We start from the raw sequence: 25,098 nt of genomic DNA, 5'->3' as shown, positions 1-25,098 counted from the left end.
TTTTTTGTCCTGAATTCCTGAAGTACTATGAAAATGCTGCGATGATTTGTGGCCGGAAAATAAAGAAAACCGCACCTAATAGACAAAGCCCAGCCCAAACAAAATCCATCCGAAAGGGTTCTTTCATATAAATAAGAGCAAAAGGAACAAACACGGTTAGCGTGATCACTTCCTGTAATATTTTTAACTGACCAAGATTTAGTACCGTGTAACCAATACGGTTGGCTGGTACTTGAAAGAGATACTCAAACAGCGCAATCCCCCAGCTTAGCAAGGCTGCGACAATCCAAGGCTTGTGACCCAACTCTCGCAGATGGGCATACCAAGCAAATGTCATAAAGACATTACTGATTAGCAATAAACCAATAGTGATTAACAAAGGAGGGATGGCGAACATTCAATAAAACTCCACGCAACAGCAGCGATACAAATTGCGCGGAGTGTGCTACTAACTAACGCTTTTAGCAATAGGGATCATATTGCTATTGGGTGGAAAATTTGATTCGAACATCGCGGCCGTCGGCGAACTCTTCAATCGTAAAGTCCCATTGATAATGACGTACAATTCTTTGCGTTAACTCAAGACCTAAACCAAACCCAAGTTGGTTTTGAGTATCGCCGCAACTTTCGTCACGGTTCATAATCGTGACTTGTGAACCAACCTGCTCAATCACCACTTGACCACGTAAAGTATGCTGAAAAGCGTTTCGAATCAGGTTACTTAGGACGATTCTGCTCAAGGTCGCGGGCAACTCAAATACTCCGCCGGACACGCTAACCTCAACGTGTACAGCCTTGTCCCGAATCAGGTAATTCAAATCTTGGCACAACTGTTTTATCAGCTCACCAAGGTTGACTTGTGTCAGCTGCAATTCATTATGTCGCCCTCTGTTGAGCCATAACAACGTGTCGCAGAGGTCAGTCATAGTGACACTCGCTCTTAGTATGCGTTCCAGCACTTCTTTTTGCTTATCAATGGAGTTGGGTTTATCAACCAATTTAGCCATTAACTCCGTATTACTGCGAACCACCGCGATTGGTGTTCTCAACTCATGGCTCGCATGAGCCAGAAACTTGTGTTCGCGGTGTAATGTTTCTTCTACCGAAGACAAGCTGTTTTTGACAATCATTGCCAATCGATTGAGTTCGTTATAATGGAAGTCTGGAAGGGGACGGTTGAGTTGACATGGCGTCAACGTTTTCGCCCATTTAGCTAGACGTTCTATTGGATTGGCTACCAGTTGCCCCACAAAGTACATACACACCGCGAACATTGCCAGAGCTATCGCGGCATAAACAAGAATTTGGCATAAATGAGGGAGCTTATCTTGGTTGAGACGGGCACTAAGATCAGCCGCTTCAAACTCGTCGATAATACGTGAGATATAGAGAACGTCATTGTTACTGCGTTCGTATCTAAGCAAGAATAAGGCTCTATTTGGCTCAGAATACCAATGTTCTCGAAAGACTCGTTTATTGAAATCCAAATGTTGGGTTGGCTGGGGAAATACTTGTCTGATTTCGGGGTCTACATCTTCCCATTGACGGACGACATGAAAACCCAGAATGGTTTTCGGTGAATCCACAGAAGTAAAACGGCCAATTTCCTGCATGTTAATCCGCAATCCGCTGTCTAATCCTTCTTCAAAATAGCTGGCGGTTAGCGTAGAGAAACCGACAACCGTGATGGTCGCCATTCCCATAATTGTGCAGACAATGAATATTTTTAGACTACGGCGAATTTTCATGACGCAACCTGAGAAGTAATCGCAAAACCAAAACCGGGAATCGTATGAATCAATGGCATCCAATCATTCTGGTCTACCTGTTTCCTTAGGTTAAAAATATGCACTTTTAAACTATTGCTATCGGGCTGTTCATCCCCCCAAACCGTTTGGATGATTTTTTCTCTTGAAACACCAGACGGATACTCTCTCATCAATATTTCAAGAATTTTCAAGGCAATAGGTGAAAGTTTAAGAAGGGTTCCTGCTCTGGTCGCTTGGCGGTGACTGAGATCCAGTTCAAGATCGGCAATCGCTAGTTTAGAAACTTGTCCACTACGACGTTTGGCCAGCACTTTCATGCGAACCAACAATTCTTCCATAGCAAATGGCTTCACCAGATAATCATCCGTACCACGACTAAAACCTTCTAGTTTGTCATCAAGGGTATCACGCGCTGTCAGCATCAGAACGGGTGTTTCAACCCCGTTATTACGAATACGTTCACAAACCACTAAACCTTCGATTTTCGGCAAGTTCAGGTCGAGAATAATAACGTCATAGCGATTAGCCATAATCAGGTTATAGCCAACCTGACCATCGGAAGCGTAGTCACAATCAATATCTTCCAATGACATATAGTCAATTAATGCCGTTGCAAGATCCAAATCATCTTCAACTAATAATGCCTTTAACATTTGCCGAACCTAACCTTCCTAACGCAATTTTTACCGTTCGATATCGAAACAGAAGCGCCAAGGATACTATTTTCGCAATCCTTCGTATAACGGTTCGGCGCATCTAATTCACAAATAACATTTTAACTGGTAGCAGATTAAATCATCCGTAGTTAAGGAGAGGTTAAAATACAAACGCCCCACTCTTTTCGGCTCAAACCGTCACGTTGCTCTCATTCTAAATTTTCGAATAAGGGCAACGAATTCAGCGGCTGTAATCGTAGTGCTTAACGCTCTAACATCTCTTTCATAGATTGGCATTTCTGTTAATGACCCTGTTGTTCATTTGGGAGCGAGCCAAGTGAGGAGAACACTATGATTGAAATTAGAAAAGCATCACAACGCGGCCGCGCGAATTTTGGCTGGTTAGACAGCAGACATACATTTTCTTTTGGGAGCTATTTTGATCCTAAACACATGGGCTTTTCTGAGCTTCGCGTGATTAATGATGACACCGTTACGCCAAGTGCTGGCTTTGAAACCCATAGCCATCAGGACATGGAAATCATCAGCTATGTTCTACAAGGCACCATTGCGCATAAAGACAGCGAAGGTAACATTGAAAAGCTTCCGGCTGGAGAGTTTCAATTGATGTCTGCTGGTCGTGGTATTGCGCACAGTGAATTCAATGCATCCACCAGTGAGACGTTGAAGTTTTTACAAATATGGATTCAGCCAAACACTTATGGCGGCAAACCGGGTTACCAACAGAAAGATTTTGGACAAGAAGCAGGATTAACCACCGTTGTCACACCTACGGGCGAAAGCGGCACATTACAGATCAAACAAGATGCAAAGCTGCACCAACTCATTTTGGAACCTCATACTGAGATCAGCTATCAGGTTGAGAAGGGTCGCCGTGTGTATGTTCATCAAATCAACAGCGAACTGTTCGTTAACGATACTCAACTGACACCGGGAGACGGCGCGAAAATCGTTTCTGAGGAGTACTTGAGCTTCTACAACAACAGTGATTTGCGCGCAACAGCCTTGGTTTTTGACCTACCTTAGTGTTCTGAACCGCTCCATTTATTCACTGCTGTCGTGTTTTTAGCGGTTATAAACTCTAAGCGTTCCTTCCCTTCGCCACGAGCATTCACTCGTGGCTTTTTTTCTTTCTATATCTATTTATCACTTATGTTCTTATCAAAACCCAAATTGTAACCGGTTTCATTTTATCAATAACTGGATTAGAATGCCTATAACTCACCTATTCTATTTAGGCTCATTCACTTTATTTGAGAAGGTATCACTATGTCACAACAAGGTTTTCCGAAGGATTTTCTCTGGGGCGGAGCAGTGGCGGCGCATCAGGTTGAAGGCGCTTGGAACAAAGATGGGAAAGGCCCTAGCGTGGTTGACGTTCTCACCAAAGGTGCACATGGTATACCTCGCGTTATCACCGAAACCGTTGAATCCGATAAATTTTACCCAAACCACGAAGCGGTTGATTTTTACGGTCACTTCAAAGGTGATGTGGCTCTATTTGCTGAGATGGGCTTCAAGTGTTTCCGCACGTCGATCGCTTGGACACGTATCTTCCCAAATGGTGATGAAGAGACGCCAAACGAAGCGGGGCTTCAGTACTACGATGATCTTTTTGATGAACTGCTGAAATACAGCATTGAACCTGTGATCACCCTTTCTCACTTCGAAATGCCAAACCATTTAGTAAAAGAGTACGGCAGTTGGAAGAACCGTCAGGTAATGGATTTTTTTGTGAAATTCAGCTTAACCGTGATGGAACGTTACAAAAATAAAGTCAAATACTGGATCACCTTTAACGAGATCAACAACCAACGTAACTGGAAACTGCCTATCTGGGGTTACTGCAATTCTGGGATGATTTACAGCGACTACGAAAATCCTGAACAAATGCTGTATCAAGTGCTTCACCACCAGTTCCTTGCGAGTGCACTCGTGGTTAAACTAGGTCACGCTATCAACCCTGATTTCAAAATTGGTAGCATGATCCATATGATGCCACTCTACCCAGCTTCATGCCGACCTGAAGATATGCTGCTTGCACAGGAAATGATGCGTGAGAAATACCAATTTAGTGACGTGCAAGTTCGTGGTTACTACCCAAGCTACCTACTCAAAGAGTGGCAACGTAAAGGGATTACCGTCGACATGCAGCCTGGTGACGATGTTGTTCTGCGTGAAGGTTGTGCAGATTATCTGGCGATCAGCTACTACATGAGCAACATCGTTTCAGTAAAAATCGATGAGTCAACCAACACTCCGTCACTGTTTGAAGGAAGTCGTTTAAACCCTTATTTACCAGCGTCTGACTGGGAATGGCAAATTGACCCAGACGGCTTACGTTATGCCCTCTCAGAGCTTTACGAGCGTTACCAAAAGCCAATCTTCATTGTAGAGAATGGACTTGGTGCCATAGACCAGTTAGAACAAGACGGCTCAATCAACGATGACTACCGCATTGACTACCTTGGCTCACACATTAAAGCGGTGAAACAAGCCATTAGTTATGACGGCGTTGATGTGATGGGTTACACGCCTTGGGGCTGTATTGACTGTGTTTCTTTCACCACAGGTGAATACAGAAAACGTTATGGCTTTATCTATGTTGATAAACACGATGATGGCAGCGGTACAATGGCGCGTTCGAAGAAGAAAAGCTTCCACTGGTACAAGAAAGTTATCGAAACCAACGGCGAAGTTATCTAGCCGCCACACATCCGCTAAATAAGCCTTTCAAAATTCAATTGAAATTGGCTAAACTTGTCTCCCTCTCGACATGCCTATCATGTGTAGGTATGTCGAGTCGGATAGATAAGGAATTGTATGGCAACCATAAATGATGTGTGCAAAGCCGCTGGCGTTTCCAAAGCGACGGTGTCACGAGTACTCAACAACAGCCCTCAGGTCAAAGAAGTCACCAGAAATGCGGTTCTTTCTGTAATGAAAGAGTTGGGATATCAACCCAATACACTTGCACAGGCTTTGGCAACCAATACATCCAACTCTATCGGCCTCGTTCTTCCTGAATTTAGGAGCAGCTATTTTGGCAGCGTCCTCCATCATGCTGGGCAAGCCGCCCTTCAGGCTGGCAAAAAGCTGTTGGTTATTCGCAGCAAGAACAGCGCAGAAGGTGAACGCGAATCGGTTGAAACCATTGCTAACCAACGCTGTGATGCCATTCTGCTTTATAGTCGTCATCTGTCCGAATCTGAATTGGTTGAACTGCAACAGAAAATCGCCCAGCCATTAGTGATATTAAACCGCCAGCTCAAAGCGGAATCGCTATCGAGTTTTGGTTTGAAACAAACTCAATTAGCCACATTAGCGATGGATCACCTTATTCAGTTAGGTCATAAGCACATCGCTTGTATTACTTCTCCAATCCAAAGTGAAACGGGGCGGTTACGTTTAGAAGCGTACAAAAACCAGCTTAATGTGGCTGGTATACCAGAAAAGAAAAACTGGATTGTGGAAGGTGATAACACCTTAGAAGGTGGTTATAAAGGCGCGCAAATCCTGCTGCAAACAGGTGACAAGTTCACTGCTATTTTTGCCTGTAACGATGATATGGCAATTGGTGCAATCCGTGCATTGCACGACCACGGTTTGAGAGTTCCGCAAGATGTGTCTGTGATTGGTATCGACAACGAACCTGCAGCCGCCTATGCGATTCCAAGCCTGTCAACGGTATCACTGCCGATTATCCGATTAACCCAAGATGCTACAGCCCTTGCCTTAATGCTGGCGAATAAGCAAAGCAACCTTACCAGCCATAAAGCATACGACGGTGAATTGGTCGCGCGTGAGTCCACGCAAGCTATTGGTAATCTCGTCTCGGATAAGTGACTCGTTTAACTTGAAGGAAGTAGAGCTAGTAATCTCGCATCTTCTTTATATACAAATAGGTTGAGGTTCATAGGGTTTAATTTCATTACCCTTAATCATCTCCTCTAGAACCGGAACAAACGCTGTTATATCTAAATCGACTTCTAGATTTTTCTGTCCGATGAAATCTCTAAAATCATATTTCCACCATTCGAGTTCGAGAAGTTTTTGTCTGATACTTTCAGAAAACCTATACTTCAATATTTTTGCAGGAACTCCGCCTACGACGGCATAAGGTGGAACATCTTTAGTCACTACAGAGTTCGCGGCCACCACTGAGCCATCACCGATAGTCAGACCTTTTTTAAACAGGACGTCATTGCCGATCCAAACATCATTACCAATAGTGATTCCCTCGGGTTCTTCAAATGGTGAATATCTATAAGATGAGTGCTTTAAATATCGAGGATGACAATAACTAATATTGGATGTTGTGAATCGATCCAGAGGATGCCCAATAGACATCAGCCTTACATTCGAAGCAATGCTCGTATACCTGCCTACTGTCGCATGCAGATCAAGAGTAGAGTTCGAATACGAGAACGCCCCCATGTTACATAAGTTTCGTCCGCTACAGAATCTTGAATAAGGTTCAATTTTAATCGTGTCGGAAGCCAGATTAAACGCGGAGAAAAAGCTCTTTTTAGGCAAGATAATATGAGATTTTTTTAACTTACTTCTCAATATCGGTGATATGAAGATTTTTCGATTGCTCATTGCGATTAGTAAATGCCGTTAATGATTAATAAAATTATATCAATCAATTATTTACAACTTACCTTTCACATCCCCAATCCGTTTTATCCTACGTTATGTTCATAATTTTCCACATAACTACATGTCAGAATTGAAGCATTTTGACTAATTAGCAGCATTTTAATTCTAAACAAGAGGGACACCGACTAGAAGTGAGCTAGCCGGTATTTAAAATCACAGTACTATCGAATTGCGGTATATCGCTTCATCAGGAACAAAATCCAGAGCAGTGATAGCAAAACGAAAATAGCACTCAAGTATCCGATGCCTTCAAGAGACATATAGAGAATCACTTTACCGCCGATCAATGCACCTGCGCCAATACCTAAGTTAATGATGCCCGAGAACATAGACATGATCATATCTGATGCGTTGGCGTCGATATTGAGCACTTTCATCTGCATAACCAGACAGACAATCATCAATGCTGCTCTTGTTAAAGCAGCGCTTCTGCTATCAGACTCACTGGATGAATACACTCTAGCTGAGTATTTTCCTCAATTTGCCACTTACAGGTTTCGCAATCGGTAATGGCGTAATCTGCGTTTGAACGCCTAATCTTGCTAAATAGGTCATCCCCTATCTTCATAGATACATCGTAGTTTTCCTCTTTAAAACCATAAGTACCCGCAAGACCACAACATTCACTATCAAGCACAACCACTTCTAAACCTGGAATCATCTTCAGAACTTCAATGGTAAAAACGGCGCCTCCACTTCTTTCAAGGTGACAAGGCGTGTGGTAAACAATTTTCTTATTGAGCGGTTTCATTTTTGGCAAGTTGCCACTCATAAACTCTTTCAACAGAAAGCGGCTCACATAGTGGATCTTGTTCACTACATTTTCGTTTTCAACGCCGAGCACGTGAGGGTATTCCTCCTGCAAGGTGAAAGAGCAAGTTGAAGAGGTAGACAATACGGCAATACTGTCTTGTTCGATGGCCTTGCCTACATGCTCAATATTAAACTCTGCGTTCTTTCTTGCTTTATCGTGGAAGCCGTTCGCTATCATCGCTACGCCACAGCACTTTTCTTTTTCCAGTAAACGCACACCAATGTTCATGGCGTTCATCACACGAATAAAATCTTTCCCCAGTTGAGGGTGGTTATAGTTAACATAACAGCCGTGGTAGTAGCTGACCGCTCTCGGGTAAATCGACTGTTCGGTGACGTTTTTCTTAAACCAATTTCTAAACGTGCCGTGCGAATACTTAGGCAAAGATTTATGTTCATGCACACCTATCGTCTTGTGCATGATCTTCTTCACCAAAGGCAGTTGCGTCGCGGCATTCACGATCGGTGCAAATGGTGTGGCGAGTGAGCCGAACAGATCGGTATGGCTCAAGACAAAATCACGCACCAGCTTAGGATTCATCGGGCGCTTGCCGAACTTGCCTCTTGCCACCGCAATAATATCGCCAATACGCACACCTGACGGGCATGCCGTTTCACAGCGTTTGCAGTTGGTACAGTGTTTCAACATATCATCATAAAACTCTGGGCTTTTGATGCGTAGTCGCTCACCGTCTGGTCCGCATTGTTTTGGTCCCGGAAAATCTGGGTTCGCCTTTGCTACCGGACAGTACACAGTACAAACAGTGCATTTAATGCATTGGTCAAAGGTGGTATCTCTGCTTGCCACTGTCATGCACTCACCTCCTTCATTAGTAATTCGCTTCGTAAACCCGCAACAATTTCCTCGACAACCCAATAAGCAGTGCTGACTGCTACACCTCCACCACATCCGTGGGTAATAGGATTGTAGCCACTTAAAATCGCGCCAATACAATGCAAATTGTTCACCTTTTGCCCTTGGATAAACGGGGAGAAATTCTTATCAGTCACAACGCCAAAGGACAAGAATGGATGCGGCTTAGAGCTGAAGAAATCATGCTGATGCCACTCATCTCTTTCACCCGTCACTTCCGTGTCCAAATTAAAGATGGGCTCTTTGATTGAGTTCTGGTTCGCTATCAGCCCCTTACTGAAGAAGCTGCCGGAAGCAAGTATGTAGTGTTTCGCCGTCAGATTCATATCGCCCATTTTTTTGGTTTGGATAGACGCCAAATTCATACTGCCGCCTTGATCCTCAAACTGACCGCCAAGCACTTCATCACCTTTGTGCAGCACACCGCCTTTTTTGATGAAGGCGTGCATCATGACATCCTCAATACGAATACCGAGCAGTAAAGGTGGCATGGTTGGCACTTCATGCAAATGGAGACCCGTATAACGACTGAGTTTATGCATCAACTCTAGGCCATCGCCATTACCCATAATGGACGGCATCACCAACAGATCTTCCTGCGTGGCAACTTTCATTAGTTGATTGGCAAATTCGGTGAACTGAACTTCATCTCTTAAGATCCTCGAAATATCAATCGACCTTAGATCGTACGGGTTACGATTCAGTTGCCCAAACGCGGTTAAGCTGACTTTGGCTGTTTTGATGGTTATATCTTTAAACGCTGGGTGTTGCTGCAAGTTTCCAAGCGCAATATGTGGCTGAAAATCTCTGAAGCCGTCGACAGCGATCATCACAATGCGTTTAAATTGCGCCAGATTTGAAAAATTCTGTTCTATTTTTTCAACATAAGGCTGAGAGAGCCAAGTCGATTTCAAGGTACCTAGAGTGGTAATTCGAAAATGATTGTGCGACGAAGGCAAAGTGCTCATGGCAAGTCCATTTGCCGCAAGCATCTGCTGGTACCAGTTCATGGCTGAACGAACATTTTTACCGCCGACTTTCGCATAAGGGTGCTGTGGAAGCGCTTTTGGTAAAGCGTCAATTTCAGCCCAAGGATCGTCAATTAACTTATGCGTTAACGGGGAATGTGAAAGCAAATCGATAGAGCCGGACGAAAAATGTAAAGCACTCTGTCCACTGCTCACCACCGCCGTTTTTAACCCGTGTTCTAAACATTTAATGGCAGCCGAATAGCCTGCAATTCCACTACCAATCACTATGACATCGTAATTCATCATTGCTGTTCTTGCTCCTGCGTTGACGGTGTAATGGTAGGTTTGTCGATACTCGCTGGTTCAATAAAAGGCTCTGCTTGTGGTTCAATGTCTCCACAGCCGAATAACCCTTCATAGATCCAGTAGCTGAACTCCGCCTCTCGTAGGGCATCTCCCCAAAAAATAGGTTTAATTCCCTTCCAGCGCTCTTCCAAAAATTCTTTGAGCAGCAGTGCCGATTCATGACCACCGATATCGCCATACTCTTGGAACAAACTCGCAGCGCGATAGGCACACAGTTCTCCCTGACACGGTCCCATCCCCAAGCGAGTGCGTCGACGTAAATCCACGAGGTTTTTTACGTCCAGTTTTTTAATTGCGTACTCAATTTCACCTGCGGTGACCATTTCACATTCACACACAATCGCCTGACTGCGAGGTTGTTCAGAGAGAAAAGCTTCTGCCCTTTCTCCATGACGGTAGATGGCGGATTCATAAACAGGTTTAGCGATGCTGGCGCTTTTTCGCAGAGCTTTCGGAGATTCGACAGACCCTGGTAATGGCTTGGTATGGGTAATACAAGGCGCAGTATTGCCAAGTTTGCTCGCAACAAGATCCGTTGCCTGTTCCGCCATCAAGCGGTAAGTCATTAACTTGCCGCCAGTAATTGTCATGAGACCTTTTAGACCATCGCGTTCCTGATGGTCGAGCAATACAATTCCGCGGCTAATGTTTCTGCCAGAGCTGTCGCCACTGAGAGAAACTAAAGGCCTAACGCCGGCATAAGCTCTAAGCACTCGGGTATTTCTCATGATCGGTGCTAACTTGATACCTTCTTCCAGCAGTAAATCCACTTCTGCGGCAGTCACATGCAGATCGTCTATCATGTCGTAATCGATATGCTCTGAGGTAGTGCCAATTAAAGAGATGGTATCGCCCGGCACCAAAATGTCTGCATCCGATGGTTTACGACAGCGGTTTATCACCAGATTATTGATTCGATAATCAAGGATCAGCAACGAGCCTTTTGCAGGGAACATCTTTATATCCAGCTCTGCGTATTCACAGATGCCCTGCCCCCAAATACCCGCCGCGTTAATCACTTGCTGGGCAATAACTTCAAAAGGTTGGTTTGTTTGAGTATTGATACATTTCACACCCAGTACGGTGTCGCCTTCACGGATCAAAGAAACGACGCGTGAATGGTTAAACAAACGTGCTCCGTGCTCTTTGGCATCAAGTACGTTAGACGAACAAAGGCGAAATGGGTCGAGCGTGCCATCTGGCACTTTGACGGCACCAATTAACTCAGGGTTAGTATTCGGTTCTAAACGAAGCGCATCTTTTGGCGAAAGAGTTTCTACATCGATATCAGCGGCTTTACATTGCTCAATAAAGGTTTTTTGAAAACCCAAATCATCTTCAGGCAATGTGATGAACAAACCGCCAGTGTCTTCAATACAGTGTCGAGCGATTTTCTTCAGTATTCGGTTTTCTTGAATGCATTCTTTTGCGGAATGTTGATCAGTGACGGCATAACGCGCACCAGAATGTAATAAGCCGTGATTTCGCCCTGTGGTACCTGACGCCAAATCGTCTTTCTCTAGCAAAATGCACTTTATGCCCCTCAGAGCACAATCACGCATAATCCCTGTACCTGTCGCACCACCACCAATGATGACAACGTCGGTTTCAAATCGAACTGTAGAATTCATTGTCGCCCCACCCTTAATTAACGCGTTTTTAGTGTGACATCAAAAAGATTAAATGTGCGAAAATTTAACTAAAAATGTTCGTTCGAGCACAAATTATGTTTATTTTAGCTAATGGATGGGGATAAATGATAAAAAATAGAGTGCATTTCATAAGAATGACATAAAAAAGAGCTAAAAAAACCAGTCAAAACGATGACTGGTTTTTAAAACGAACATTATCAAACAATATCGAGCTGAATCTCATGCTCGCGGATAATGGCACAGATGCTCTCAGGCGGCATTTGATCGGTAATCACCAGATCAACCTCCTCGATTCCACCCAGTTTTACCATGGCATTGCGCCCAAACTTAGTATGGTCAACGCCTAAATAGACACTACGGCTATTCTCGATGATGGCTTTTTTAACTCTAACTTCATGATAATCAAAGTCTAAGAGCGAACCATCGAAATCAATGCCACTGATCCCCAAAATACCGAAGTCGAGGCGAAACTGAGAAATAAAATCCATGGTCGCCTCGCCAGTCACACCGCCATCTCGGTTGCGAACTTCACCACCAGCCAGTATCACTTTGAAATCCGGCTTGGTCATAAGTAGTGACGCAACATTAATATTGTTGGTCACAATGCGTAAGTTCTGATGGTTTTGTAGTAACGCTCTTGCAACGGCTTCTGGCGTGGTACCGATATCAATAAACAAGGTCGCGCCATCTGGAATATGTTGAGCCAGCTTCAATGCAATACGTTGTTTTTCTTGTTGATGAGAGACTTTGCGCGTTTGGTAAGAAGAGTTTTCAGAACTGGTGACTATGGTCGCGCCACCATGGTTTCGTTTGATTTGGTTAAGGTCGGCAAGCTCATTGAGATCTCTTCGAATAGTTTGAGGGCTAACATTGAATCGCTCAACAAGATCTTCGGTGCTGACATATCCCTGAGCTTTCACTAACTCGATGATTTCTTGATGACGTTTAATGGCTTTCAAAGTAGATCCTGATTGACTGTTTCCAATAACTAGCAGTGTACTTCTTCATGTTCACATTTGAAATATATAGATAAATACACTGCTGAATAAGTCACTTAATCTTCGCTGATCTGTACAACTTTGCTCTTTATCACCACTTTGCCTTATTGAACTAATTTGATACAAAACTGTGCATTGCTTAACAATTGCGAACATAAAATGAACATTTAATTGTTCGTTTGCTCATTTTGAGAGCGCCATATAGTTTCATGCGAATCCTTTTGATTAACATAATGCCCACATTATCTGTACGGGATAATGCCAAATCAACGTCCAAGGAAATATATTATGGCTAATAAAAAACAACATACTCTCATTGGTGAGTGTATTGCCGAGTTCATAGGTACGGGTTTGCTCATATTTTTTGGTGTCGGATGTGTAGCCGCACTCGTATTGACCAATGCTCAGTTTGGGCAATGGGAAATCTCTATCGTTTGGGGCCTTGCAGTTGCCATTGCTGTCTACTGCACTGCGGGTGTCTCAGGCGCACACATTAATCCCGCCGTGACCATAGCGCTTGCCGCTTTTCATGGCTTCGAAAAATCTAAAGTTATACCTTATATAGCTTCTCAAGTTGCCGGAGCATTTTGTGCTGCTGCAATTGTTTATGGACTTTACAGCAATTTATTTACTGCGTGGGAAGTGACAAACGGTATCGCTCGTAATACACCAGAAGCACTTGCTACCGCTGGCATTTTTTCAACATACCCTAACCCTGCTTTATCTTTTTCTGGTGCATTTGCTGTAGAATTTGCCATTACAGCGGTACTGATGTTCGCAATTTTGGCGTTAGGTGATGAAAATAACGGTGCTGCACGCGGTCCGCTAAACCCACTTCTGATTGGTATTGTAGTTGCGACTATTGGTGGTTCGTTAGGTCCACTAACTGGCTTTGCGATGAATCCTGCTCGTGACTTTGGTCCAAAATTATTTGCATACCTAGCAGGATGGGATTACGCGCTTAGTGGGGCTAAAGATATTCCCTACTTTATCATTCCGATAGTAGCAACCGTTGCTGGTGCTTGTTTTGGTGGTTGGGCTTATCCTAAATTTATTGGTGCGTACGTACCGACAGTCGGGACAGGTTGTACTATTCCAAATCAATGCGAAGAATGTGAAATTACAGAAGATTCAGAAGCTCAGGTTTGAGCAATAAAAAGAATAAATCCAATAAAGTGAAAGGATCCCTACCTATGAATAATAAATATATTGTTGCTCTTGACCAAGGCACGACAAGTTCACGAGCGGTAGTGCTCGATCATGACGCAAACATAGTGAGTGTTGCACAACGCGAGTTTACTCAAATCTACCCTGAATCGGGTTGGGTGGAACACGACCCCCTAGAAATTTACGCGACACAAAGCTCTACATTGGTTGAAGCATTAGGCCAAAAAGGCATTCGCTCAGACCAAGTAGCTGCGATTGGTATTACTAACCAACGTGAAACCACCATTGTTTGGAACAAAGAAACCGGCGAACCTGTCTACAATGCGATTGTGTGGCAATGTCGCCGCACTGCTGATATCTGTGCAGAGCTGAAGAAGATTGACGGCTTTGAAGAGTATGTACGTGAAAACACAGGTTTGCTGCTTGACCCATATTTCTCTGGCACAAAAGTGAAATGGGTGCTTGAGAACGTTGCTGGCGCACGCGAACTTGCACAAGAAGGCAAATTGCTGTTTGGTACGGTTGATACTTGGCTGGTATGGAAAATGACTCAAGGTCGTGTCCATGTCACTGACTATACCAATGCTTCTCGTACCCTGTTGTTTAATATCAATACTCTTCAATGGGATGAAAAAATCCTTAAAGAGCTGGATATTCCGCTATCAATGATGCCAGAAGTGAAAGCATCCTCTGAAGTCTATGGCGAAACTAACATCGGTGGTAAAGGCGGTACTCGTATTCCAATCGCAGGCATTGCTGGTGACCAACAAGCCGCGCTATTTGGTCAAATGTGTGTTCAACCGGGTCAAGCTAAGAACACCTATGGTACTGGCTGTTTCTTGTTAATGAACACTGGTAAAGAGAAAGTGACGTCGAAAAACGGCTTGTTAACAACGCTAGCTTGTGACCCTGAAGGTAAAGTCTCTTACGCACTAGAGGGTTCAGTGTTTATTGGCGGCGCAGCTATTCAATGGCTTCGTGATGAAATGAAACTCATCACTGATGCAAAAGATTCTGAATATTTTGCAACCAAAGTGGACTCTTCAAATGGTGTTTATGTGGTTCCAGCCTTTACAGGTCTTGGCGCTCCATACTGGGATGCGTATGCTCGCGGTACTATCGTAGGTATGAGTCGCGGCACAGGTATCAACCACATCATTCGCGCAACATTGGAAAGTATTGCCTATCAAAGCCGTGACGTAATTGATGCAATGCAAGCGGATTCGGGTATCAAACTGGCGACCCTGCGTGTTGATGGTGGTGCGGTAGCGAACAACTTCCTCATGCAGTTCCAATCAGACATTCTCAATACCGATGTGCAACGTCCTAAGGTTACAGAAGTGACGGCTCTCGGCGCGGCATACTTAGCGGGACTTGCTGTCGGTTACTGGGGCTCTTTAGATGAAGTGGCTGATAAAGCTGAAATCGACCGAGTCTTTGAACCAGCACAAGATGAAGCAAAACGAGCTCAACGTTACAACGGCTGGAAACGAGCAGTACGGGGCGTGTTAGCTGTTTCTCACGTTGCTGACGAATAACACGCTTACAACGTCAGGTTGGCACTTGATCAAAAAGTAAAGGGACGCTTAGCGTCCCTTTTTGTTTCACCGAACAAAGTCTGCAATACCTACCAATAGCTTTTACTAACCAACACCTTTTAGTAACCAATAGCTTTTACCAATCAATTCAATAAGAACAAGCAATTTTTCTTAATCACCTCTTCATGTGAATATACATCTCGAAGGCAAGAGACAGAAATTGCCAAACCAAAAAACTTTTAGGAAGGTAAAAAAATGATTAACACTACTATCAAACCATTTAACGCAACGGCATTCAAAGACGGCAAATTCGTAGACATTTCTGAGAAAGACGTACTAGGCAAATGGGCTGTATTCTTCTTCTACCCAGCAGACTTCACATTCGTATGTCCAACTGAGCTAGGTGACCTAGCTGACCACTACGAAGAGCTTCAATCTCGTGGCGTAGAAGTGTTCTCAGTATCAACTGACACTCACTTCACTCACAAAGCATGGCACGATAGCTCAGACACAATCGGCAAAATCAACTACTACATGTTAGGCGACCAAACTGGCAACATCACAAACAACTTCGGTGTTATGCGTGAAGGTCAAGGTCTAGCAGACCGCGCTACTTTCGTAATCGACCCAGAAGGTGTTATCCAAGCAGTTGAAGTAACAGCTGAAGGCATCGGTCGTGACGCAGAAGACCTACTACGTAAAATCAAAGCTGCACAATACGTTGCTTCTCACCCAGGTGAAGTATGTCCAGCTAAATGGAAAGAAGGCGAAGAAACGCTAGCGCCTTCTCTAGACCTAGTAGGCAAAATCTAAGCATAAAGCTTAAAACCTAATCCATTTGTAGCTGTTCGGCGGCTTCAAATAGGAAGGTTGCTGAATTAGAGAGCTGGTCAGGCAATGTACCTAACGACCTACGAGCTTGACTGGCTCTCCCCCTCAGCAAAATAAAATAATTGAATTTATCCAGAGTGACCGCTCTCTTTAATAGAATTACGAACAGGTATAACAAAAATGTTAGATCAGGCGATTAAACAACAATTAAAACAATATCTTAGCAACCTTAAAGAAGAAGTTCAGTTAGTGGTCAGCCTAGATGAAAGCAAGGCATCCAATGATATCCAATCACTAGCGAACGAAATTGCAGAGCTAAGCGATTTAGTCACTGTGACTCGCGATGACGCAGCAAGCGCTCGCCGTCCAGTAATGACAGTAACAAACCCTAAAAAAGGCACTCAGCTACGTTTTGCTGGTCTTCCAATGGGACACGAGTTTACCTCTCTAGTATTGGCACTACTTCATTCAGGTGGTCATCCAATTAAGCTAGAAGCAGAAACGATTGAACAAATCGCTAAATTGGACAAAAAGCTCGATGTAGAGATCTTTATCTCGCTGTCTTGCCAAAACTGTCCAGACGTCGTTCAAGCGTTCAACATGATGTCTTCTATCAACCCAGACATTCGTACAACAATGATCGACGGCGCACTGTTCCAAGATGAAGTGAAGTCTCGCGACATCATGGCGGTACCAAGCGTATTCGTAAATGGCGAACTGTTCGGTCAAGGCCGTATGTCTCTGACTGAAATCCTGAACAAAATTGATGACGGCTCAGCAGACAAAGCAGCAGCAAGCCTAAACGAAAAAGAACCATACGATGTTCTTGTTATCGGTGGTGGCCCTGGTGGTAGCGCGGCTGCGGTATACGCTGCTCGTAAAGGCATTCGCACTGGCGTTGTAGCTAAGCGCTTGGGCGGCCAAGTAATGGATACCATGGCAATCGAAAACTTCATTTCGGTTAAACATACTGAAGGTCCAAAACTGGCGCACGATTTAGGTGAACACCTAAAAGAATACGGTGTGGACATCATTACTGAGCAACAAGCCGACAAGCTAATGGGCGCTCAATACACAGAAGATGGTTACATCCATGTCAGCCTTGAAAGCGGTGCAACCCTTAAGAGTAAGAGTCTCATCTTAAGTCCGGGAGCACGCTGGAGAGAGATGAACGTACCGGGAGAACAGGAATACCGTAACAAAGGTGTTGCTTACTGCCCACACTGTGACGGCCCACTATTCAAAGGCAAGAAAACAGCGGTAATCGGTGGTGGTAATTCAGGTATCGAAGCGGCAATTGACCTAGCAGGTATCGTTGAACATGTGACTGTTCTTGAGTTCGCTGACACGCTACGTGCTGATCAAGTGTTGATCAACAAGGCAAACTCTCTGCCAAACGTTGAAATCATCACAATGGCTCAAACGACTGAAGTAGTCGGTGACGGAAAGCGTGTTACAAGCTTGAAATACAAAGACCGCAATACAGATGAAATCAAAGAAATTGAGCTATCAGGTATCTTTGTACAAATCGGCCTTGTACCAAACACTGAATGGTTAAAGGATTCTGATGTCGAGTTGTCTGCTCGTGGTGAAATCGAAGTAGGCAGCCGCGGCGAAACTAGCATGGAAGGTGTCTTCGCTGCTGGTGACGCTACAACCGTACCTTACAAGCAAATCATTATTGCTATGGGTGAAGGTGCAAAAGCGAGTCTAGGTGCGTTTGATTACCTAATTCGCAAACAAGCTTAAATCATACATTTTATCTCCTGTTAACGACAAAGGGCTCTACTTCAGTAGAGCCCTTTTTTTAGGCTTTAACAGCAGCAATGACGAGTGCTGTATTTATTACTTCACAACCGCAGAAGGAAAAGCATCGCTACCTAGCACATGACCATTTACTGACTTACCGTAGTAGCCTTGGTGGTTGTGATATTTTTTAGCATTCGCCTCAAGGTTGCCCTTAAATCTTGGGTCTTGTGGGCGTTCATGGCTGTTCACGAAGGCAGCGACATCCCAAGCTTCTTGTACAGTTAACTGAACGCTTTTACCCAATGGCATGTTTTCATAAATGAAGTAAGCCGCAGTATTAATACGGTGCATGCCCGCGCCCCAGTTATATGCATTTTTGCCCCACAAAGGCGGAATATAGGAGTGCCCCTCGCTATCCGAGACACCTTGCCCATCTTTCATATGACAAGCGGCGCAATTGTCTGCATAAACCTGCGTTCCACGCTCAAGTGAAGGTTCCAGTTCAGGATTTGCGATCTTTGGATAACCTCGCCCTACTAAACTGCCACGTTTATCAACCGGAAGAGCCTGAGCGATAACTTCTGGCATGGGAAACGACTCGGCCTTACCACCGATTTGCAACTGCTTATCGTCTAAAGCTGGCACAGGTTCATTTTCCAGACCATGCTGATCCATCAAACCGCCCATGGCTAACCAATAAGCATAAGCACTCAACGCAACCAATTCCGGAGAATCATAAGCAGGCGGCTTTCCGTTCATCGAATAAGTAAAACACCCTTGAATTCGGTCAGCGTAGCTGTTTACGCGATCATTCTTTTTACGGTATGCAGGATAAGCCATATACGCAGCCCACAAAGGTGCTGAGTTAGCCTTGCGACCCGCTTCCATATGACAGTTCACACAGTTCTGGTCATTGCCAACGTACTTTCCACGCATCTGCTGTGAATTAACGAACAATGAGTAACCGAGTTTAACCTTCTCTCCAAATTCATCGTTGGTGATAGTGGTTAAATCTCTTGGTACAAGATATTCGGCTTGGCTGTTTTTCTTTGCTGCAGGTAATTCAGCCTGACGGTCAGGCAACTCAGTATTTGCTTTTGCCGATACAGAAAGCATGCTGAACGCCAACAATGAATAAATGACTTTCATAGCAAACTCCTAGTATCGAAATGACGCAAAGTAGAACGACAAGTTTTCTATTTCATCGTCTGTTAGCTTTTGGGCAATGGTAGACATCATATTGAGTGGGTCTCCACTACGGGAACCCTTCTTCCAATCGTGAAGTTGCTTTTTCAGATAATAAGCATGTTGACTTGCTAAGCGAGGAAATTGGCCCACGCCCATCCCACTGGCTGCATGACAAGTGGCGCACGCGGGTATATTTCTGTCCCAGTCCCCCTGATAAACCAGTTTTCGATAAGGGGTGCTGATATCGGCTTGAGAACCGCGCTGCTCGAGATTGGTAAACTCATAGCTAGGCAATGACGCATAGTACTCGGTTACTTCTTTGCGAATTTGAGGATCACTCAGCTCTTTTGCCATAGGGCTCATTAGGGGATCTTTACGTTCACCGGATAAGAACAGCTGAATTTGACTATCCAGATATTCCGCATTTAACCCTGCTAGCATCGGAGCAATATTTGGCTGGCCTTTCCCATCCTGCCCATGACAACTGGTACAGACGCCAGCTTTGGCTGGCATTTCCACCGCCTGAATACTGGCTGAAGCAACCAGCATGGGCAAAGCGGCCCATAGTTGTAAATTTGACATGCTGACTCACTATTACTACTTCTATTATCACTCCTACTATTGTCAGGATTATTAGTAATTCGACTATTGTGGATTTCCACATAACGACAGAAAACACCGCCTCTATCACTACGACGAAAAGCGGTGTTGCAAGTCACTAAGTGCTTTGTCTTATGCTTTATATATCCGAGCTGGCAGTGATTGACGTGCAGCAGCACCCACCACCCAGTCGAGCAATACGCCTTTGCCTTCACGGGTTGGGTCAATCATGCCAATATCGTTGATGTTGACACCATCACTGGTCTTCATTTTCACAGGCTGTTGTTTGTCGCCAATCCAGTGAGCGCGTTCGCCTAATTCGGTATGACCAAAGCCGTGCTCGAAACCTAATGTCCCCGGTTGAATACCATCAAGCACCATAGCTGTCGCCTTAATTTGAGCACTCGGCGTTTCCACAACAAAAAGGTCTCCAGTTTCAATACCCGCATCTTGTGCATCCTTCGGATGGATATAGACCGGATTGGTTCCTTTTATCGAATGTAGACGTGGTGACAAGTTCGAAACCGCGCTGTGAATGTTGGATTTAAAATTGGTGAGTGACATTGGCCATTCGCTCTTAGGGTATTTATCCTCCATTGGCGTACCGTCACTCAGTTTCTGCGGATGCCAGCTCGGGCAGCCAGTGTACAGTTCGCCGGTCATGGTATTACGAGAAGTACCTACCTTTTCATTCCAAATCGCCACCGGATGATTCCACTTATACTTCATCTCTTCGCCTTTATAGGCTTCCGTTGCGTTCTCAAATCTTCCTCCACGAGCAAAAATAAACGCGACTCTCTTCATCTCTTCAGGCGTTAACACTTTCTGCATCGCTGGTAGTAGTCTTTCCAATCCAGACCAAGCAATGTCTTCCGCAGAAACATCAGGCACGCCACCTTTGACATAAGCTAAGTTGGCCGCCGAACGTAAGTAAAAATCTTCGGCGCTATGAATGGCATGCCACTGCCCTTGAGCATCCTTAACGGCGTTTTCACCAAAGCCGCCCAACTGCATTTTCTTCGCTACATCGATCAAGAAGTTTTCCAGACAGATTGGACGACCATCCGCTGTTTTTTCGGTGTGAGGCTCAACAATCGGCCAACGTGCTGTGACCGCTTTTACTGGCACACCGTGCCATGGACCAGCCATCCCCCAGCTTTCATACGTCACGGTATCTGGAACCAGATAGTCAGACAGCGATGTGGTTTCGTTGATGAAGGCATCCACAGACACAATCAGACCTAACTGTTTTGGATCTTTGAGCTTATCTTCCAATAACGTTTTTAGCCCCGGCACACCATAAAGTGGGTTCGCTATATGATTGATCCACGCTTTTATGCGATAAGGGTAGCCATCCACAGCTGCGGATAAATGTTCTGTTAAAAGCGGAGCGGATATTGGGTACCATGGTGCCCGCGTAGGGTACGGTGATTCACCTGCCGCTACCCGTCGCTTGTACTCACTGGTTTTCTGATACGGGAATTTACTGCGAGAAAGGAAAATCCCTTTTGGCCCCACTTTACCTTCAAATTTAGTGAAGTCATAACGAGGACCATTAGCTGAAGTCGGATAACCACCTGCTTTAGCCATTGCTCCGCCTTTGAGATTAATATTCCCCACCAGCGCATTAAGCATCAAAATGGTAAACGAGTTGTAGAAACCATTGCTATGCATGTTACCACCGTGCGTATCGACAACCGCTTTAGTGCCATAGCTGGTAAAACGCTTAGCAAGAGCAATAATGTCTTCTTTAGCAATCCCGCATTGTTGGCTGTAAAAGTCTAAATCATATTTGAACGCCTCTTCTTTTAAACGTTGTAAAGAGGACTTCACCTTAACCAATTCGCTACCCAGCTTGACCTCTGTTTCAACAAACAAAGCCGCTGCGTCACTCTGAGTATGTAAAGCGAACTCACCACTTGTTGCGTTAACAACCACATAAGGGTCAGTGTCTGAACGAGGCTCACCCGTAAACGGTAAACCCATATCCGAAGCGCGAAGAAAGCTGCCGTTTCTTGTATGCGTTTCGTCACTGATGACTAAGTGAGTCGCGTTGCACCAATGAGCGTTACCCGCCTTTTTCATTGCCTCAACACCCGGTTGGGCGAGAAAGCTATGGTTGTAACGTTGATTTTCAATGATCCACTGAATCATTCCCAGCACTAAAGCTGAGTCGCTGCCCGGATTGATAGGTAGCCAGTTATTTCTGTCTGCGGCGGCAAGACTGGATGAACCGGCAGGCAAGCTCGGCGTCACTATGGTGTATTCCAACTTGCCACTGGTTCTGGCCTGCGCTAACTGGCGCGCCTGACGTTTAAACGGATTACCCGCCTGAGCAGGCGACATTCCAATAAAAATCACATATTCCGCGTTATCAAAGTCAGGTTTTAAATGGGCATATTTGTCTAAATCATTAAGCAGAGCACCACTGCCGGCACGAAACGCGTAACCACAGTACGAACCATGATGGCCAAAGTTGCGAGTGCCGAAACTGTTAAAGGCAAAGCGCTTGATGATATCGTCACGCCCTTCATTCGAGGCATTAGTAACCAGCAACTGGTTGGCTTTAGGACCGTATTCGGGATTGTCCGGATCGAGCGGTGTTTTTACATCACGTATCGCTCGTAAACCATCCACATGCCCTTCACCGAAAAGGTCACCACCTTCGATAATCTCTTCCAGAAGTTGTTCGTAGCTGATAGGAATCCAACGTCCTTCGCCGCGTTTACCCACTCGTTTTAATGGCTGAGTAATACGATATGGGCTATTTCGAATCTCCAACATACCATTGCCACGAGCACATGCTGTAGAGCGTCCTTCCAAGCCAGCTTCACCAGCCAAACTCAAATATGCGTCTTTAACCGGTGTCTCAAATGGAATCGCATTTTGGTGCGACAACGGGTGATACGGATTGCCACTGATACGTAAAATCTCATCAGTTTTATTATCGATACGTACCCGCAAACCGCACAACGTCCAACAACCAAAACACATTGAAGGCGCTACTCGCTGATTTGGATTGGGAATCAAATTCCCCTTTGCGTTGACCGTGTATTCAGCTTCAAGTGAGTTACCATGATGAATATCCTTAGTTGGGCTGCCAGCTTTACCTTCAACCGCGCCTTCTACCATATGCTTCGTTGTGGTCGCATAACCTGCTGCAAACGCACCTACACCACCAACGGCGAGGCCAGACTTCAAAAACTGACGACGTTTATTGTCCATAGAACTGTTCCTCTAATTATTGATGAGTAGATGTGAGTCGTGGGGCACTAGATGAAACTAACTCGCTGGCAAGCAGAGCAAGAGCCAGCCATAGACCGAACATCCCTACAATGCCCAATAAGCCATCCGAGCCTAATGGAATCTGATACGGAATCGGTCCCATATCGTATTTGGCAATGGTCTGAACCTGCATCATGGTGACCCAACGTACAACCCATGCAGCGCCAAGTGCCAACAACGCCATCACTAGCAAACCTGTCTTGCTGTAATGCTCACGCAGACAAAACATTCCCCAGATAACGCTGAGTAGCATCAAAACTGAAATCATCGCCAGTTGATGCACCCACTCATTGCTGAGGTATAGCGAAAACGTCTGATTATTCGACGCCCAAATCGGCACAAGAACTAAGGAAAGAACGCTGCTCAAAGAGACTGTTTTTTTCAACAGGTTAAGGTCGAAGGACGTCAGTGACTCTTGTTTACTTTTGTTTGGGAAAAGCAGCCAGACAAACAGGGTAAAACCTACAGCACCTAAGAAAGCGGACACAAACCAAAACAATGGCGACGCAGGCTGATTCCACAAAGGGCGCGAATGTACTGCCATGATCTCTGCGCCGGTATACACCGCAATGGTTAAGCCAGAAAGAGCCGTTAACAGAGACACTGCCAGCATGTGTTTATGAGAGATCTGCCATTGACCCAGCGTCAGTTTGGAAATCCATTTGAACACTTTTCCTTGGCTATCACTTAATTTCATCAAGTCATTACGCAAATACAACCAAGCCGTGATTAACGCCAAGCCAGAAAACACGGGTAACAATAGAGAACCTAACGACATCCATGACCATGGTGTGAAATATAGGTAGAAATGCCATGCTCTACCCGGCTGATGAAGATCGCCAGTCAGTGCAAGCGGGCCAACTACAGCGCCAATCGCCATAGTAAGCACCAACGCTGCACGCAGACGATGGCTACTTTGTTGATCAAACTTTAACGCAATCACAAACAGTATCGCTGCTGCATAAGCCGAACCAATGTAGAAGAAATACTGAACGGCCCATGGCAGCCAAGCAACAGCCTGAGGTTGAACGAGAACTTCGGCAATGTTCATACTGATTCTCCTTGCGGTTCAAAAATCACAGATTGCCCTTGCAATGGATGAACAAACCTTTCGTTCATGCCGATGTAGAACACATGTGGACGGGTATTTTCATTCGGCTTTAGAACCTTGAGATCATCACCATGCTCTGCGATTAACTGACTGACGTGACTGTTCGGGTCATTGATGTCGCCAATCACCCTTGCGCCACCTACACAGGTTTCCACGCAAGCAGGCAACAGCCCTTTTTCAAGACGATGAGCACAGAAGGTGCATTTATCGGCGGTCAAAGTGTCATGGTTGATGACGCGTGCATCATAAGGACAAGCCTGAACGCAGTAAGCGCAGGCAACACAACGGCTGTTATCGACCATCACAATGCCATCGTCACGCTGAAAGGTGGCTTGTACCGGACAAACCGCAACACAAGGAGGGTTGTCGCAGTGGTTACACAAACGAGGCAAGGTGAAAGCTTTTACGTTTTGCGTTGAAGGTGAGCCATCGTCCAGAGTCACTTCGTATTGTTTGACTGTGGTTCTGAACTGACCAATCGGCATCTGGTTTTCCACACTGCAACCAACCGTACACGCCTGACAACCAACACACTTACGCAAATCAATCACCATGGCGTAACGCTTACCGGTTTGTCCTTTTCTGTCTGGCGACTGGTTATTTCGTATCACGGTACTTGCTGTTGCAGTTCCAACACCCGTGATTGGAATCAAAGCAGCGCCAGCAGTAACGGCACTCATGAAACGTCTTTTGCTCGTATCCATCACTCACCTGCTAAATTTATAAGGGGTCTGAGTTTATTGTCAGAAAAGCCCCCGCTTGCCGATATAGTGGATTTCCACATACCCAGATCAAAGTTGATCTAAAACAAATGTAGCTAGCAGTAAGATGCTGTTATTCTTAGCCA

The 25,098-nt window shown here is 45.0% G+C and carries 21 protein-coding genes; 7 read left to right on the top strand and 14 right to left on the bottom strand.

Annotated elements, in window-relative coordinates; genetic code table 11:
- Window positions 1-25: 25 nt before the first annotated feature.
- The 3 genes from HUO09_RS02695 to HUO09_RS02685 all read right to left on the bottom strand — a co-directional run bounded on the left by HUO09_RS02695 (window position 26) and on the right by HUO09_RS02685 (window position 2,422).
- On the bottom strand, window positions 26-388 hold the full coding sequence (locus tag HUO09_RS02695; protein WP_368484407.1) for a DMT family protein: 363 nt from the start codon (window positions 386-388) through the stop codon (window positions 26-28).
- Between the two features lie 94 nt (window positions 389-482).
- Entirely contained in the window at window positions 483-1,748 is a 1,266-nt protein-coding gene (locus tag HUO09_RS02690; RefSeq protein ID WP_188232894.1) for a HAMP domain-containing sensor histidine kinase, read from the bottom strand.
- Complete coding sequence (locus HUO09_RS02685) at window positions 1,745-2,422, bottom strand: response regulator transcription factor (protein ID WP_167410549.1); 678 nt, start codon at window positions 2,420-2,422, stop codon at window positions 1,745-1,747. Before HUO09_RS02685 ends, HUO09_RS02690 begins: the two co-directional genes overlap by 4 nt.
- A gap of 354 nt (window positions 2,423-2,776) precedes the next feature.
- Between HUO09_RS02685 and HUO09_RS02680 the strand changes: the two genes are divergently transcribed.
- The 3 genes from HUO09_RS02680 to HUO09_RS02670 all read left to right on the top strand — a co-directional run bounded on the left by HUO09_RS02680 (window position 2,777) and on the right by HUO09_RS02670 (window position 6,292).
- A complete protein-coding gene (locus tag HUO09_RS02680; RefSeq protein WP_188232893.1) occupies window positions 2,777-3,472 on the top strand; it encodes a pirin family protein in 696 nt (231 codons plus the stop codon).
- A 243-nt stretch (window positions 3,473-3,715) separates the two neighbouring features.
- Window positions 3,716-5,152 carry a 6-phospho-beta-glucosidase gene (locus HUO09_RS02675; RefSeq protein WP_188232892.1) on the top strand — a complete coding sequence of 479 codons (1,437 nt, stop codon included), beginning with the start codon at window positions 3,716-3,718 and terminating at the stop codon, window positions 5,150-5,152.
- Between the two features lie 117 nt (window positions 5,153-5,269).
- Window positions 5,270-6,292 (top strand): LacI family DNA-binding transcriptional regulator, encoded by a 1,023-nt coding sequence (locus HUO09_RS02670; RefSeq protein WP_188232891.1) that lies wholly within the window; start codon window positions 5,270-5,272, stop codon window positions 6,290-6,292.
- 45 nt (window positions 6,293-6,337) lie between these two features.
- Here HUO09_RS02670 and HUO09_RS22530 read toward each other — a convergent pair whose 3' ends face one another.
- From HUO09_RS22530 to HUO09_RS02640, 6 genes are all read right to left on the bottom strand, one after another.
- Window positions 6,338-6,796, bottom strand: coding sequence for a CatB-related O-acetyltransferase (locus tag HUO09_RS22530; protein ID WP_306464302.1), 459 nt, complete (start codon window positions 6,794-6,796; stop codon window positions 6,338-6,340).
- A 473-nt stretch (window positions 6,797-7,269) separates the two neighbouring features.
- Window positions 7,270-7,509, bottom strand: a complete 240-nt coding sequence (locus HUO09_RS02660) for a hypothetical protein (protein ID WP_188232890.1) — start codon at window positions 7,507-7,509, stop codon at window positions 7,270-7,272.
- A gap of 14 nt (window positions 7,510-7,523) precedes the next feature.
- Complete coding sequence (gene glpC / locus HUO09_RS02655; RefSeq protein ID WP_188232889.1) at window positions 7,524-8,735, bottom strand: anaerobic glycerol-3-phosphate dehydrogenase subunit GlpC; 1,212 nt, start codon at window positions 8,733-8,735, stop codon at window positions 7,524-7,526.
- Complete coding sequence (gene glpB / locus HUO09_RS02650) at window positions 8,732-10,072, bottom strand: glycerol-3-phosphate dehydrogenase subunit GlpB (RefSeq protein WP_188232888.1); 1,341 nt, start codon at window positions 10,070-10,072, stop codon at window positions 8,732-8,734. The genes glpC and glpB overlap by 4 nt, the downstream gene beginning before the upstream one ends.
- On the bottom strand, window positions 10,069-11,763 hold the full coding sequence (gene glpA / locus HUO09_RS02645) for an anaerobic glycerol-3-phosphate dehydrogenase subunit A (protein ID WP_188232887.1): 1,695 nt from the start codon (window positions 11,761-11,763) through the stop codon (window positions 10,069-10,071). The genes glpB and glpA overlap by 4 nt, the downstream gene beginning before the upstream one ends.
- Before the next feature lie 218 nt (window positions 11,764-11,981).
- On the bottom strand, window positions 11,982-12,743 hold the full coding sequence (locus HUO09_RS02640; RefSeq protein WP_167410557.1) for a DeoR/GlpR family transcriptional regulator: 762 nt from the start codon (window positions 12,741-12,743) through the stop codon (window positions 11,982-11,984).
- Between the two features lie 327 nt (window positions 12,744-13,070).
- Here HUO09_RS02640 and HUO09_RS02635 point away from each other — a divergent pair, with 327 nt between their 5' ends.
- The 4 genes from HUO09_RS02635 to ahpF all read left to right on the top strand — a co-directional run bounded on the left by HUO09_RS02635 (window position 13,071) and on the right by ahpF (window position 18,067).
- Window positions 13,071-13,931 carry an MIP/aquaporin family protein gene (locus HUO09_RS02635; RefSeq protein WP_167410558.1) on the top strand — a complete coding sequence of 287 codons (861 nt, stop codon included), beginning with the start codon at window positions 13,071-13,073 and terminating at the stop codon, window positions 13,929-13,931.
- 44 nt (window positions 13,932-13,975) lie between these two features.
- Window positions 13,976-15,487, top strand: a complete 1,512-nt coding sequence (gene glpK / locus HUO09_RS02630; protein WP_167410559.1) for a glycerol kinase GlpK — start codon at window positions 13,976-13,978, stop codon at window positions 15,485-15,487.
- A 255-nt stretch (window positions 15,488-15,742) separates the two neighbouring features.
- Entirely contained in the window at window positions 15,743-16,300 is a 558-nt protein-coding gene (gene ahpC / locus HUO09_RS02625; protein WP_188232886.1) for an alkyl hydroperoxide reductase subunit C, read from the top strand.
- 198 nt (window positions 16,301-16,498) lie between these two features.
- Window positions 16,499-18,067: an alkyl hydroperoxide reductase subunit F gene (gene ahpF, locus HUO09_RS02620; protein ID WP_188232885.1), complete on the top strand. Its 1,569-nt coding sequence runs from the start codon at window positions 16,499-16,501 to the stop codon at window positions 18,065-18,067.
- Between the two features lie 96 nt (window positions 18,068-18,163).
- Here ahpF and HUO09_RS02615 read toward each other — a convergent pair whose 3' ends face one another.
- The 5 genes from HUO09_RS02615 to dsrO form a co-directional block, all read right to left on the bottom strand.
- Window positions 18,164-19,216 carry a c-type cytochrome gene (locus HUO09_RS02615; protein WP_188232884.1) on the bottom strand — a complete coding sequence of 351 codons (1,053 nt, stop codon included), beginning with the start codon at window positions 19,214-19,216 and terminating at the stop codon, window positions 18,164-18,166.
- A 9-nt stretch (window positions 19,217-19,225) separates the two neighbouring features.
- A complete protein-coding gene (locus tag HUO09_RS02610) occupies window positions 19,226-19,804 on the bottom strand; it encodes a c-type cytochrome (RefSeq protein ID WP_223159302.1) in 579 nt (192 codons plus the stop codon).
- 183 nt (window positions 19,805-19,987) lie between these two features.
- Window positions 19,988-23,080 (bottom strand): tetrathionate reductase subunit A, encoded by a 3,093-nt coding sequence (locus tag HUO09_RS02605; protein ID WP_188232882.1) that lies wholly within the window; start codon window positions 23,078-23,080, stop codon window positions 19,988-19,990.
- Between the two features lie 16 nt (window positions 23,081-23,096).
- Entirely contained in the window at window positions 23,097-24,191 is a 1,095-nt protein-coding gene (gene nrfD, locus HUO09_RS02600) for an NrfD/PsrC family molybdoenzyme membrane anchor subunit (RefSeq protein ID WP_188232881.1), read from the bottom strand.
- Entirely contained in the window at window positions 24,188-24,955 is a 768-nt protein-coding gene (gene dsrO / locus HUO09_RS02595; RefSeq protein WP_188232880.1) for a sulfate reduction electron transfer complex DsrMKJOP subunit DsrO, read from the bottom strand. Before dsrO ends, nrfD begins: the two co-directional genes overlap by 4 nt.
- Window positions 24,956-25,098: the final 143 nt, after the last annotated feature.

It is taken from the genome of Vibrio sp. Y2-5 (assembly GCF_014596725.1).
Taxonomy (GTDB): domain Bacteria; phylum Pseudomonadota; class Gammaproteobacteria; order Enterobacterales; family Vibrionaceae; genus Vibrio.
This window is presented reverse-complemented; position numbering and strand designations above follow the sequence as displayed.